Raw genomic sequence first — 13741 nt, forward strand, 5'->3', positions numbered from 1 at the left:
GCCGCTTCATCGCGACCAAGGTGCGTGGGCCGTCTGCGCCGGCGACGATGTCGCCCCGAGCGTAGCCGCTTCCGGCGCCGGGCCGGCCGTCTGCCATCCGCCGCCCAGCGCCTTGTAGAGCGCGACCAGATCGGTCGTCGTCTGCAACGCGCCCTGCACCGCCTGCTGCCGCCCCTCCGACCATTGCCGCTCGGCGTCGAGCACGTCGAGAAACGGCGACAACCCCTTCCGGTAACGATCGCGCGCGAGGTCCAGCGCGCTCCGTTCGGCCTTCTCCGCATCGTCGAGCGCGGCTGCGCGCGTCTGGTCGGTGCGATACACGGCCAGCGCGTTGTCGACGTCGCGCAGTGCGACGAGCACCGCCTGCCGGTACGCAAGCGCCGCTTCGGCCTGCCGCGCCTGCGACAGCCGCAGATTCGACACCAGTTGCCCACCCGCAAAAACCGGCAGCGACACGGCCGGCCCGAACGCATAAAACAGATGGGACCAGTGCGCGAGTTCGCGAACGTGCGACGCACGCAGGCCGACCTGCCCCGTCAGGGAGATGTCCGGATAGAACTGCGCGACGGCGACGCCGACGTCCGCAGTCGCCGCATGCAGGTCGGCCTCCGCGCGGCGGATGTCGGGCCGCCGGCGCGCGAGCGTCGACGGCAGTCCGACCGGCACGGCGGGCGGCACGCCCGGCAATGCGCGCGGCACGTCGAGCCAGTCGTCGAGCGCACCCGGCGGCCCTCCGACCAGATACGCGAGACCATTGCGCAGCAGCGCGATCTGCTGGTCGAACTGCGGCAGTTGCGCGCGGATCTGTGCGAGCCGCGCGTCGGCGCTGCGTACGTCCAGATCGCTCGCAAGGCCGTGCGCGGCCTGCTCGCGCGTGAGGTCGAGCAGGTCGCGCTGCGCGCGTTGGAGGTCGTCGGCCAGCGCGCGCTGCGCTTCGGCGCCGCGCAGTTGCAGATAGGTCTGCGCGACTTCGGCCTCGAGCGACAGCAACGCGTCGTCGCGGCTCGCGACAGCGGCGCTTGCCTGCGCGCCGGCCGATTCGACCGAGCGGCGCACGCGCCCGAACAGGTCGAGTTCCCACGATGCGTCGAATCCGGCCTGCCACAGGTTGACCGGCGCCTCGAGGGCATCGATCGCGCTCCGTGCGCCCTGCTGCACGCTCGCGCCGGTGCCCGGGCCGTACCGGTCGAGCGGCGAACCCGGCGCACCGAGGCGGTCGACGCGCTGGTCGATGCCCTGTTCCTCGATGATGCCCTTCAGGCCCAACTGCTCGCGCTGGTAGCTCGCGCTCGCGCGCACGTTGGGCAAGCCCTGCGCAGCCGCCGCGCGCACCTGCGCCCGCGCCTGCGCGATGCGCAGCACGGCGGCCTGCACGCCGAGGTTGTCACGCGCGGCGCGCTCGACCAGCCGGTCGAGCAGCGGGTCGCCGAACGCACGCCACCAGCGCGGGTCGGGATCGGCGCTGGTCAGCGGCGACGACGACGCGGATGCGCCGGGCGTCGAAGCAGCCGATGCGCCCGAAGCGGCCGATGCCGGTGCCTTCAGGTCGTGCCAGTTCGCCGGCACCTCCGCATGTGGCGGCTTGAAGTCCGGCCCGACGGTGCAGCCCGCGAGTGCCGCGCAGGCCGCGAGCACCGCCGCGATACCACGCGCTCGCGGCGAATGTCGGCGGCGACCTCGCTGTCGATGATTCGTCATCCTCAATGCCCTCCCGCGCCGCGTGCGGCCTTCACCGGCGAGAACAGGAACGTCAACGGAATGCTGAACGCGCAGAACACCGCGAGGATCGCGAACACGTCGATATACGCGAGGATCGTCGCCTGCGAGATGAACGTCTCGTACAGCCGGCCGGTGGCGGTCTGGAGCGCGACCGGCGGCGGCGCGCCCGACAGCGCGCCGATCGTGCGGGCATGCTCTTGCAGCGACTCCTGAAAGTTCTGCGACAGCGGCGACATATGCGTGGACAGGTGCGCCAAGCGCGCCTGCGTGCGCTCCCGGATCAGCGCGGTCGACACCGAAATGCCGATGGACCCCGCGACGTTGCGGAACATCGTGAACAGCGCGGACGCGTCGTCGTTGAGCCGCTGCGGCACGGTCAGATACGCGAGCGTCGTGATCGGCACGAACAGGAAGCCGATCGCCAGCGACTGCGCACAGCGGATCATCACCAGGTGCTTGTAGTCGATGTCCGGCACCAGCATCCGTGAATAGATCAGCGCGCCCGACAGCAGCACGAAACCGAAGCCGACCAGATAGCGCGTCTGCACGTGCGGCATCAGGCGGCTCACGATCGGGATTTCCATCGTGATCAGCAGCGCGCCGGGCGACAGCACGAGGCCCGCGAGCGTCGCCGTATAGCCGAGGTGCTGCTGCGCGAGTTGCGGCACGATCACCGCGCTGCCGTACAGCACGGCCGCGAACGTCGCGATCGTCACGCAGCCGAGTGCGAAGTTGCGGTCGCGCAGGCACGACAGGTCGACCACCGGTTTCCTCGCGCGCAGCAGCCACATCGTCGCGCCGATCAACCCGAGCGCGGACAGCGCCGCGAAGATGCGGATGAAGTTCGAGCCGAACCAGTCGTCGTCCTCGCCGCGATCGAGCATGACCTGCAGGCAGCCGAGCCCGATTGCGATCAGCCCGATGCCGATGTAATCGACGGAAATCCCGCGCTCGGCGCCACGCCGCCACGGCGGATCCTCGACGAGCTGCATCACCGCGAGCACGGTCAGCGCGCCGATCGGCACGTTGAGCAGGAACACCCAACGCCACGAGAAATGATCGGTGATCCAGCCGCCGAGCGTCGGCCCGAGCACCGGCGCGACGACGATCGCGATCGCCGAGATCGAGAACGCGCGGTTGCGCTGTTCGGGAGGAAACGTGTCGAGGATGATCGATTGCTGGTTCGGCTGCAGCCCGCCGCCGAACAGCCCCTGCAGCACGCGGAACACGATCAGTTCGCCGAGATTGGTCGCGACGCCGCACAGGAACGAGCACACCGTGAACGCGGCGATGCACAGCACGAAGTAGCGCTTGCGGCCGAGCAGGCGCCCGAAGAAGCCCGAAATCGGCAGCACGATGCCGTTCGCGACAAGATATGACGTGAGCGTCCAGGTCGCCTCGTCGTAGCTCGCGGACATCGTGCCCGCGATATGCGGCAGCGCGACGTTCACGATCGTCGTGTCGAGCACTTCCATGAACGCGGCGAGCGTGACGACGATCGCGACGATCCACGGGTTCGCGGCCGGCCGCCAGGTGCCGCCGCCGGACGATGCCGGCCGGTCGGGCGGCCGGTTCATCGGCGGGCCCCGCGTGACGAGGCGGGCGTATGGATGTCGTGCATCGGATCGCTCCGGTGATGGCGGGCCATCGCGCGGCGGCCGGTCATTTCAGGTGCACGGTCGGTTCGGCCGACAAGCCGAGACCGAGCGGCGGATTGCGCGGCAGCGGACCGTCGAGCACGATCTTCACGGGCACGCGCTGCACGATCTTCACGAAGTTGCCGGTCGCATTCTCGGCCGGGAATGCGGAGAAATGCGCGCCACTGCCGAGCTGGATGCTGTCGACGTGGCCGTGCAGATCGAGATCGGGATACGCGTCGACCGACACGTCGACGCGATCGCCGATACGCATCCGCTCCAGTTGCGACTCCTTGAAGTTCGCGGTGATCCAGACACGCGGCGTGACGATCGAGAAGATCGACGCACCCGCCTGCAGGTATGAGCCCAGTTGCACGTTCCTGCGTGTGACCCACCCGTCGGACGACGCACGCAGTTCGCAGTACGACAGATTCAGATCGGCCGTATCGAGTTGCGCACGCGCCTGGAGCACCTGCTGGCGGCGCTCCTCGACGGCCGTTTCGGCCTGCCGGATCTGCTGCGGCACGAGGCTCGCGGTACGTGCCTGCGCCTGGGCCATCGCGACGTTCGCGTCGGCGCTCGCACGCTGGGCGTCGGCCGCGTCGATCGCCTGCTGCGACGTCGCACGCGCATCGACCGCGCGCTGCCGTTCCTGCGCGGCGAGCGCCTGACGGTACGCGGCTTCCGCCGATTCGATCTGCGCGCGGGCCTGCCGGTACTGCGCCGGAAACTGCACATGCGCGATGTCGAGCTGCACGCGCGCCGCGTCGAGCTGGGCCTGTGCCAGTCCGAGCTGCGCGCGTGCCGCATCGACTTGCGCGCGGTAGTCGCGCGGATCGATCTCGACGAGCACGTCGCCGCGATGCACGAACGTGTTGTCGTCGACCGCGAGCCGTGTCACGTAGCCGGACACATGCGGTGCAATGGCCACCGCGTTGCCGTCGGTGTACGCGTCGTCGGTGCTTTCCTGGTCGCGCGTCACGAGCCACCACACGATCCCCGCGATCACCAGCACGAGCAGCACCGCGCCGAGGATGATCAGCGGTTTCCTGCCGGGCCGCTTGCGCGCGCCTTCGCCGTTGTCGCCGTCGCCATCGCCGCCGGTGCGGCCGCCGCGATCGTCGTGCGGATGGCCGTCGCCTCCGCCGCCGCCCGGTGCATCGGTGTCTCGCTCGTCATGGCGATGCTGCCCGGCGCTGCCGCCGTTGCCGGCGTCGGCATTGCCGTCGCCCGCGCGGTAGACGGTCGGAGGTGCAAACGCGGTCGACACGCCCTCCGTGGCCCACGTCGCGGCCGAGGGCGAGCATTGCATCGACGACCGCGCCAGCCCCGTCCGACTGCCGTGTCGTTCCGGCGCGAACGTGCGCCGGAACGCGACGCGCAATCGCTCACGGACGGGCAACGGGAACAGGGTCGCATCGGGCATGAAATATCGCTCCGGGCGGCGGCCGCGTGCGGTATTGCACGCGCCGGCCTCAAGCGTCCGGGCAAGCAAGCGGCGCACCCGGCACGCGCGCCGCTTGCCGGATGCCGCCGGCACGAGCGATGCGCGGCAATCGCGATCCGATCACCACGACAGGCGCCCCGGTGAAGCGATCATCTTCGCTCGACACCGATTCGCACGGACAGGACCGCGGCGACAGCACGCCCGGCCCGGAGGGAAAGCGACACGGCACGGACACGCCACCACCACGCAGCGCGCGCGATCCTGCCGAAGGCAAGCCTCAAGCGCCCGATGAACGCCGGCCGGCGTAGTTGCCCGACGCGCCGGCACCCCGCACGCGCGCACGCCGCGACACGCGCCAGCCGGGCATCGTCCATGCCGAGCCGCCGCGGCAGAAATGACAACGCGTTGAAAAATCGCGGGCGCATGCGTCGCGCCCGACACGACACCCGACAAGACCGATGCGCGGCAGCGATGTCGCCACGCGCCCGCGAGCATCGGGCCTCGCTCCGCGCGGCACGTCGGTCTCGCTTCGCCGCACCGCCATGGGCGCGCCCCGTGCTCGGCCTCCGTCGCAGTTGCCGTTCATTTCCCGACACGGAGGTTTCATGTTCATTCACAACACACGGCTTCAGTACACGGTGCGCGTCGGTGCGCCGAATCCGGGGCTCGCCAACCTGCTGCTGGAACAGTTCGGCGGACCGCAGGGCGAACTCGCCGCCGCGATGCGCTATTTCACGCAGGCGATCACCGAAGAGGATCCCGGCCGCAAGGACATGCTGCTCGACATCGCGACCGAGGAACTGAGCCATCTCGAAGTCATCGGCTCGATGGCCGCGATGCTGAACCGGGGCGCGAAGAGCGAGCTCGCCGAAGCCGTCGACGAACAGGCCGAGCTCTACCGCAAGCTGCACGGCGCGGGTAACGACAGTCACGTCACGCAGGTGCTGTACGGCGCAGGCGCGCCGCTGACCAATTCGGGCGGCGTGCCCTGGTCGGCCGCATACATCGACACGATCGGCGAACCGACGGCCGACCTGCGCTCGAACATCGCGGCCGAAGCGCGCGCGAAGATCATCTACGAGCGGCTCATCAACGTGACCGACGATCCGGGCATCCGCGACGCACTGGGTTTTCTGATGACGCGCGAGGTCTCGCACCAGGTGTCGTTCGAGAAGGCGCTGTACGCGATCACCGGCAATTTCCCGCCGGGCAAGCTGCCGCCGAAGCCCCCGTACGACCGCGTGTACTTCCGGATGCAAGATGGCGAGCCGGTGCCGGGCCCGTGGAATCGCGGCGACTCGCTCGCGTTTCGGCGCGGCGAGCCGGCGGTCGACGGCGGCGACGGCGCCGCGAAGGGCGCGGTCGAGCCGCAGCAGTCGCAGGCGCTCGAAGCGATGACGCGGCGACTCGCGTCCGACCCGCGCTGCGATCCCGTGACGGGAGCCGAGCTCGGCGCAGGTGCACCGCGCGACAGCACGGCGGCGGCGTCGCCGGGCAACGCCGCGCCGCCGAAACGCTAAGCAGCACCCGCATGTTCGCGGCGTGCGCATCGGGTCGCCCGCGTCGCATCCGCCAGGATGCGGCGACGCGGCGCGGGCACGCCCGTTGCCCGATGGGATCATGGACCGTGCCCTTACCCGTCGCCCGCTGGACATGACACTCCCCGATCCGACCGCCTTCCCGGTGCGCGCGGTGCCGCTCGCGCCGCTTGCGAAGGAGCGCGCGACGATCGTGTGCCATCGCAACGATCGCGTATTGCTGGTCGCGCGCCGTCCCTCGTCGCGCTGGACACTGCCGGGCGGCGTGATTCGGCGCGGCGAATCGGCGCTCGACGCCGCGCGTCGCGAATTACAGGAGGAAACGGGACTCGCCGATCTCGAGCTTGCGTATTGCTTCTTCGTGGACGGCAGCGTGAAGCGTCATCACGTCTTCGTCGCGCGCATGCCGCCCGGCCGGCACGCGTGCCCCGGGCGCGAGATCGCGCTGTGCCGCTGGGTCGGCTTCGACGCGGTCGCGCGGTGGCCGGCGAGCACGCCGACGCAGCGCATCGTGCATCAGCTCTCGGCGCTGTGCGGGCAACGCGACTTGCCTGCGCTCGCCGCGATCACGCGCCCGTCGGCCGCTCGCTGACCGATGGGCTCGCCGGATTGCGCGGCTCGCGCGCGAGCCCTTGCGCGAACACCTTCAGCCCTTCGAGCAGCGGCGTCAGCGCATCCCACAGCGCTTCGTCGTGCAGCAGCCGGTACGCGCCGCGCACGCCGGGCGCGACGTGCTCGTGCTCGTCCGGCTTCCACGCGCCGACGTGATGCAGCGCGTCGGCGGCCGCGAACACGGCCCTGCCGAACTGCTCCGGCGGAATCCGCGACAGCGCCATCAGTAGCGCGGCGAGATTCTGCACGCCGCTCTGCATGCCGGGCTTGTCGAACGCATCGACGAACGTCTCGGCCATCTGCGCATTCGCGCTGACGACTTCGTTCGCGAAACGCAAGAAGCCATGTCGGTGGAGGCTGCCCAGCAGGCTTTCGAGCGCGTGGTGCGCATCGGGCTCCGGTGCGGGAGGCGTCGTTGCGGAAATCGGGCGATCGGTCATCAGCTGTTCTCCGGATGGGGCGCGGCGTGGCCGACGTTGCGGCAGCCACGCGCGCGCCGAATGCGCGTCGTGCCTCGTTTACCGCGTTTGCCGCACCCGCCGGCGCGCGGCCGATGGCGGCGTCAGTGCATCGGGCCGCCGGGCGGCGCCTTGTATTCGCTACGCGCGCCCATCGCGTCCTCGACGGTCTGCACGCCGCGCAGCGCGGCCACACCGTCGACGACGGCGTGCCGTTCCGCTTCTTCCACCTGCCCGCTCAGGCGCACGTGCCCGTGCTCGACGGTCACGTCGACGTCGCGCGGATGCCCGACCAGATGACCCAGCGCGGCACGCACGCGTTCGGTGACCTGGGCGTCGTTCGCGTCGCCCGCGAGCCAGTCGGCGCGCAGTCCCGCGATCGCGCCGCGCGCATGGTCGGCCGCGCGCTTCGCCTGCGTATTCGCGTAGTCGACCACGCCGTGCCGGCCCGCGGCGGCCTTGTCCCGCACGTACGCGCGCCGCCGCCGGCCCGATGCCGGATCGAAAAAGTACATCGCCGCCGCGCCGCATGCGACGGCCACCGCGAGATTCAACAACGGATTGATCGAGCGAGTTCTGGAAGTCATGGGAACACCGTAGTCGATACCCGGAACCGCCGGGCTTCGTCGACACGGGCAGCATGTGCCGTTCCTTACAGCGACGCTGCCGCCGCGGCGGTGCGCGCCCGCCCGCGCGGCATCCGAAGCGCGTGCCCCTCCGCAACCGTGCGATCGAAATGACAAGCGCTTGAAAATTCCGCGTTCGGCGAGCGCCGTCGGCAACGGGGACGCCGGGCGTGAAAGCCGGTGCGAGCGTCGTTGACGTGCCCGGAACGACGCGGTACGGGGCCCGGCCTTCCCCTGCAAGCGCAGTTGATGCATGAGCGTCGGCCAACACGGCGCCGTTGCGTCGCGGGCGCATCGTGTGGCGGGCGGGAGCGGGATTGACCGTTAGTTGCGATCTAGAGATCGCGCGTCCGGGTCTCGCACGTCGTCGATCGCCGATACCGCGAAAAGCGCCATCGTTGCGCGCCGGATTGCCTGCCTTTGCCCGCAGCGCCTGCGTTCACCACCCGTGCCCGATGCGGCGCGCGGCACATGCCTTGCGCGACGCCCGCCAGCGCCGCGCACGACGATCGCCTGCGCGGCTCATCGGCTCTTCCCGAACCAAGGAGAAACGGCATGGCGACAGTGGCGGATTTCATCGTCGAACGGCTGTACGACTGGGGCGTGCGCCGCGTGTACGGCTACCCGGGCGACGGCATCAACGGCTTCTTCGGCGCGCTCGGCCGGGCGGAGGGCAAGATCGAATTCATCCAGGCGCGCCACGAGGAGATGGCGGCCTTCATGGCGTCGGCACATGCAAAATTTACAGGCGAGCTCGGCGTATGCGTCGCGACCTCGGGCCCCGGCGCCTCGCACCTCGTGACCGGCCTGTACGACGCGCGGCTCGACCACATGCCGGTGCTCGCGATCGTCGGTCAGCAGGCGCGCGCGGCGCTCGGCGGCCACTATCAGCAGGAAGTCGACCTGCCGGCGCTGTTCAAGGACGTTGCGGGCGCATTCGTCCAGCTTGCCGTCGTGCCGGGCCAGGTGCGCCATCTGGTCGACCGCGCGGTGCGCATCGCGCTCGGCGCGCGCACGGTGACCGCGCTGGTGCTGCCGAACGACCTGCAGGAGCTCGACTACGCACCGCCGAAGCGCGTGCACGGCACCGTGCACTCGGGGGTCGGCTACACAGCGCCGAAGGTGGTGCCGTATGCCGACGACCTGCAGCGCGCGGCCGACGTGCTCAATGCCGGCAAGAAGGTCGCGATGCTGGTCGGCGCGGGCGCGCTGCGCGCGACCGACGAGGTGATCGCGGTGGCCGACCGGCTCGGCGCGGGCGCCGCGAAAGCACTGCTCGGCAAGGCCGCGCTGCCGGACGACCTGCCGTGGGTCACGGGCTCCATCGGGCTGCTCGGCACGAAGCCGAGCTACGAACTGATGACCGAATGCGACACGCTGCTCGTCGTCGGCTCGGGCTTCCCGTACTCGGAATTCCTGCCGAAGGAAGGCCAGGCGCGCGGCGTGCAGATCGACCTGAAGGCCGACATGCTGAGCCTGCGCTACCCGATGGAGGTCAATCTCGTCGGCGACAGCGCCGAGACGTTGCGCGCGCTGCTGCCGCTGTTGAAGGAACGGCACGACACGAGTTGGCGCGATCAGATCGCGAAATGGAACGCGGACTGGCACGAGACGCTGGCCGCGCGCGCGGCCGCGAAGGCGAGCGCCGGGCGCGGCGTGAATCCTCAGCGCGCATTCACCGAGCTGTCGCCACGGTTGCCCGACGACGTGATCCTGACGAGTGATTCGGGCTCCTGCGCGAACTGGTATGCGCGCGACGTGACGATGCGACGCGGGATGATGGGTTCGCTGTCGGGCGGGCTCGCGTCGATGGGCGCGGCCGTGCCGTACGCGATCGCCGCGAAGTTCGCGTACCCGGTGCGCCCGGTGATCGCGATGGTCGGCGACGGCGCGATGCAGATGAACAACATGGCCGAGCTGATCACGGTCGCGAAGTACTGGCGGCAATGGCCCGACCCGCGCTGGATCTGCATGGTGCTCAACAACGAGGATCTGAACCAGGTGACGTGGGAACAGCGCGTGATGGAAGGCGATCCGAAGCTCGACGCGTCGCAGCAGATTCCGAACGTGCCGTACTACCGCTTCGCGACGCTGCTCGGGCTGAAGGGCATCTACGTCGACGATCCGGAACAGCTCGGCGCCGCATGGGACGAGGCGCTCGCGTCGGACCGTCCGGTCGTGCTCGAGGTCAAGAGCGATCCGGAAGTGCCGCCGCTGCCGCCGCACGTGACGCTGCAGCAGGCGAAGCATTTTGCCGAAACGTTGGTGAAGGGCGACCCGCGCGAAGCGAACGTGATCGTCGAGACCGCGCGGCAGGTATTGTCGGCCGTGCTGCCGGGCAACGGCGAGCACGGCGGCAAGGGAGGTAGACACGAGTCGTAGCACATGACGGGCGGGACGACACGAAGCGTGCGTCGTGCCGGGCTGCCCCGTCGCGTGCGGTGCGGTGCGGCACGTCAGCCTGTATCGACGTCGTCGCGCCAGTCGCCCTCCAGCGCGAGCGCCGCGTTGACCAGCCCGACCTGCGCAAGCGTAAACGGAAAATTCCCGCACATGCGCCGCTCCTTCACGTCGTACTCTTCCGACAGCAGCCCGACGTCATTGCGCAGACCCAGCAGCCGCTCGAACAGCGCGTGCGCGTCGGCGTCGCGGCCCTGCATCTGGTAAACCTGCGCGAGCCAGAAGCCGGCCGCGACGAACGCACCCTCGTTGCCTTCGCAACCATCCTTGAAACGCGGCGGCCGGTAACGGAACGGCAGGCCATCCTCGACCAGTTCGCGCTCGATCGCGGCGACCGTCGCCGCGACGCGCGGATCCGACGCATCGAGCATCCCCGTCAGCGGAATCAGCAGCAGGCTCACGTCGAGCCCGTCGCCGTCGTAGCGGTCGACGAAGCGGCCGAGTTTCGGGTGATAGCCACGGGCGAGCACATCCGCGTGCACGGTGTCGGCCCAACGCCGCCACTCCTCGAGTGGCGCGTGATGGCCGAACGCGCGCGCGGAACGATACGCACTTTCGACGGCCGCCCACACCATCACCTTCGACGACGTAAACGGGTGCCGGCCGCTGCGCACCTCCCAGATCCCCTCGTCCGGCTCGCGCCAGATCGTCGCGAGATGGTCGAGCAGCCGCCGCTCGAGCGTCCACGCATCGTCGTCGGGCGGCAGCCCGTGCCGGCGCGCCTGGTACAGCGCGGCCAGCACCTCGCCGTAGACGTCCAGCTGCAGTTGCTCGGCCGCCGCGTTGCCGAAGCGCACCGGCCGCGCGCCTTCGTAACCGGCCAGGTGCGCTGCCGACCATTCGTCCGCGCGCCGGCCGCCGTCGGCCGCGTACAGCACCTGCAATTGCGCCGGGTGATCGGCGATCGCGCGCACCAGCCAGTCTCGCCAGCGCGCGGCCTCCTCGCGGTAGCCGCAGCGCACCAGCGCGCGCAGCGTGAAGCTCGCGTCGCGCAGCCAGCAGAACCGGTAATCCCAGTTGCGCACGCCGCCGAAGCGTTCGGGCAGCGAGCTCGTCGGCGCCGCGACGATGCCGCCGGTGCGCACGCTCGACAGCAGCTTCACCGTGATCAGGGCGCGCTCGATCGCATCGCGATACGGGCCTTGCGCCGCATTGCACTTCGACCAGACGCGCCAGAACGCCTGCGTGTCGCGCAACGACGCGTACGGATCCGGCAACGACGGCGGCCGGTCGTACGAACGCGCGTAGCTGATGCAGAAATCCGCGCGCGCGCCCGCGGCGATTCGCGGCGCGCCGACGAGCCGGTCGCCCCGCACGTCGAGGTGCACGTCGGTATCGAGCCACATCGCGTCGCCGCCCGTCATCATCCGCCAGCGCCGGCCGAGACGGCGGCACCACGGCAACGCGTGGCCGTAGTCGAAGCGCACGCCGAGATCGACGTCGAGCTCGACTGTGCCGCGCTCGCCGCGCACGCTGCGGATGACGCACGGGTCGCGCGCATCCCAGCTCATCCAGTCGATCATGACCACACAACCCGACGACGTCTCGAACGTCGTTTCGAGCACCGCCGTGCCGGGCAGGTAGCGGCGCGTCGCGCGCACATCCGGCTCGCGCGGCGCGATACGGAAACGGCCATTGTCGGGCGTGCCGACGAGTGCGGCAAAGCATGGCGGCGAGTCGAAGTCCGGCCAGCACAGCCAGTCGATGCTGCCGTCGAGCGCGACGAGCGCGGCGCTGCGGCCATCGCCGATCAGTGCGTAATCCTCGATCCTCATCGCGCTCACCGGTTCAGCTTGCGCGCGGCGACGAAACCCGCCGCGAGGAGCGCGACGTTCGCGCCGCGCCGCGCAAACGCATGGGCGGTCGCGCGGCCGACGCCGGCGCTCGCACCGGTGATCGCGGCGGTCTTCACGGTCGATTCCTCCGGTTTTTCTCGCGGTGGGCGGCACGCAGCCGGGACCTACCCCGAGCGGCCTGCCAGAACACGATCGGGGTAGCAAGCAATGTGCCGCACACCGTGCTCCGAGCACGCCGTGAACGGTCGCCAAATTTACAAGCCGGCTGTAACGCGCAGCCCGTTGCACGGACAACGCCCGGGCCGCGATGCCGACACGGCGCACGCACGGAAATTGCTCCGCCGCGAACGGTTGTCGAACGGTTGTCGTCACGCCGCCGAATCCGAAAAGGAGCCCTGTTGCCCGTCCCGCCACCCGAGAAAGCGCGCCGTATCGTTCGCCTCGCCGCGACAGCGTGCCTCGCCGCTCCCATGGCCGCCGCGCGCGCCGCCAGCGAGCCCGACGCACCGGCCGGGCCGCTACCGCTCGCTTACGTCGCGCATGCGGCAGGCCCGGCTGCCCGGCCGGTGTTCGTGCTTGGCTGGGCGCTGCTGGCGCTGTGCACGTTCGTGTGCATCGCGATCGCGGTGCTGCTGCTGATTGCGATGTTTCGCCGCCGCACGCATGCGGGCAGCGGCCACGACAGCGGGCTGGCGATCGTCACGGTCGGCTCCGCGATCTCGATCGTGCTGCTGTTCGGCGCGCTCGTGTACATGCTGCGCGTGCTGGGCGCGGTGGCGTCGCCGCCGCATCCACCCGCGCTCACGATCGTCGTGACCGCACACGACTGGTGGTGGGCCGTCCGCTATCCGGACGACGCGGGCGGCACCGCGTTCGTCACCGCGAACGAACTCCACATCCCGGTCGGCGAACCCGTCGCGGTCGAACTGAAAAGCGCGGACGTGATCCATGCGTTCTGGGTCCCGCAACTGGCCGGCAAGACGCAGACGATTCCCGGCCAGACGAATCATCAGTGGCTGCAGGCCGACCGGCCGGGCGTGTACCGCGGACAGTGCTCGCAGTATTGCGGCGCGCAGCACGCGCACATGGCATTCGAGGTCGTGGCCGAGCCGCCCGACGCATTTCGCGCGTGGCTCGCCGCGCAGCGGCAGCCGGCGCCCGCGCCCGCCGTCGACGCCGAGCGGCGCGGCCGCCACGTGTTCGACGCGCGCTGCGCGGATTGCCACACCGTGCGCGGCACCGACGCGGCCGGCGACGCGGGCCCCGACCTGTCGCATCTCGGGTCGCGCCGGCTGCTCGCGGCCGGCACGCTCGACAACACGCCCGACAACCTGCGGCGCTGGATCGCGCATGCGCAGCAGATCAAGCCGCAGACGCTGATGCCGTCGTTCGCGCTCGCGCCGCGCGACGCCGACGATCTCGCCGCCTATCTCGCAACGCTGCACTGA

10 protein-coding genes and 1 pseudogene are annotated in these 13741 nt (G+C 70.3%); 4 read left to right on the forward strand and 7 right to left on the reverse strand.

Going from position 1 to position 13741, the window contains the following annotated elements; all coding sequences use genetic code 11:
* Positions 1 to 6: 6 nt before the first annotated feature.
* From WS49_RS31455 to WS49_RS31465, 3 genes are all read right to left on the reverse strand, one after another.
* Complete coding sequence (locus WS49_RS31455; protein WP_059536804.1) at positions 7 to 1698, reverse strand: efflux transporter outer membrane subunit; 1692 nt, start codon at positions 1696 to 1698, stop codon at positions 7 to 9.
* Positions 1699 to 1700: 2 nt separating this feature from the next.
* The gene (locus WS49_RS31460; protein ID WP_059536811.1) at positions 1701 to 3296 is read right to left on the reverse strand and encodes a DHA2 family efflux MFS transporter permease subunit; all 1596 of its coding nucleotides are present in this window, start codon (positions 3294 to 3296) and stop codon (positions 1701 to 1703) included.
* A gap of 85 nt (positions 3297 to 3381) precedes the next feature.
* Positions 3382 to 4668 carry an HlyD family secretion protein gene (locus tag WS49_RS31465; RefSeq protein ID WP_373557215.1) on the reverse strand — a complete coding sequence of 429 codons (1287 nt, stop codon included), beginning with the start codon at positions 4666 to 4668 and terminating at the stop codon, positions 3382 to 3384.
* A 740-nt stretch (positions 4669 to 5408) separates the two neighbouring features.
* Between WS49_RS31465 and WS49_RS31475 the strand changes: the two genes are divergently transcribed.
* Together WS49_RS31475 and WS49_RS31480 are read left to right on the forward strand one after the other, a co-directional pair.
* Positions 5409 to 6323: a manganese catalase family protein gene (locus WS49_RS31475; protein ID WP_059536823.1), complete on the forward strand. Its 915-nt coding sequence runs from the start codon at positions 5409 to 5411 to the stop codon at positions 6321 to 6323.
* A gap of 133 nt (positions 6324 to 6456) precedes the next feature.
* Entirely contained in the window at positions 6457 to 6933 is a 477-nt protein-coding gene (locus WS49_RS31480; RefSeq protein WP_059536828.1) for an NUDIX hydrolase, read from the forward strand.
* Here WS49_RS31480 and WS49_RS31485 read toward each other — a convergent pair.
* Positions 6908 to 7393 carry a hypothetical protein gene (locus WS49_RS31485; protein ID WP_059536832.1) on the reverse strand — a complete coding sequence of 162 codons (486 nt, stop codon included), beginning with the start codon at positions 7391 to 7393 and terminating at the stop codon, positions 6908 to 6910. The genes WS49_RS31480 and WS49_RS31485 overlap by 26 nt on opposite strands.
* A 122-nt stretch (positions 7394 to 7515) precedes the next feature.
* The gene (locus WS49_RS31490; protein WP_059536836.1) at positions 7516 to 7998 is read right to left on the reverse strand and encodes a BON domain-containing protein; all 483 of its coding nucleotides are present in this window, start codon (positions 7996 to 7998) and stop codon (positions 7516 to 7518) included.
* A gap of 594 nt (positions 7999 to 8592) precedes the next feature.
* Between WS49_RS31490 and WS49_RS31495 the strand changes: the two genes are divergently transcribed.
* Positions 8593 to 10419: a thiamine pyrophosphate-requiring protein gene (locus tag WS49_RS31495; protein ID WP_059536841.1), complete on the forward strand. Its 1827-nt coding sequence runs from the start codon at positions 8593 to 8595 to the stop codon at positions 10417 to 10419.
* 74 nt (positions 10420 to 10493) lie between these two features.
* Here the strand turns inward: WS49_RS31495 and WS49_RS31500 are convergent, their stop codons facing one another.
* Together WS49_RS31500 and WS49_RS35445 are read right to left on the reverse strand one after the other, a co-directional pair.
* Positions 10494 to 12272 (reverse strand): glycoside hydrolase family 15 protein, encoded by a 1779-nt coding sequence (locus WS49_RS31500; protein WP_059537406.1) that lies wholly within the window; start codon positions 12270 to 12272, stop codon positions 10494 to 10496.
* Between the two features lie 41 nt (positions 12273 to 12313).
* Positions 12314 to 12409 (reverse strand): annotated as a pseudogene (locus WS49_RS35445) (SDR family NAD(P)-dependent oxidoreductase); the annotation flags it as partial.
* A gap of 246 nt (positions 12410 to 12655) precedes the next feature.
* Between WS49_RS35445 and coxB the strand changes: the two are divergent.
* Positions 12656 to 13741 (forward strand): cytochrome c oxidase subunit II, encoded by a 1086-nt coding sequence (gene coxB, locus WS49_RS31505; RefSeq protein WP_373557214.1) that lies wholly within the window; start codon positions 12656 to 12658, stop codon positions 13739 to 13741.

Origin of the sequence: Burkholderia sp. RF7-non_BP4 (genome assembly GCF_001521935.1) — a bacterium.
Classification (GTDB): domain Bacteria; phylum Pseudomonadota; class Gammaproteobacteria; order Burkholderiales; family Burkholderiaceae; genus Burkholderia; species Burkholderia diffusa.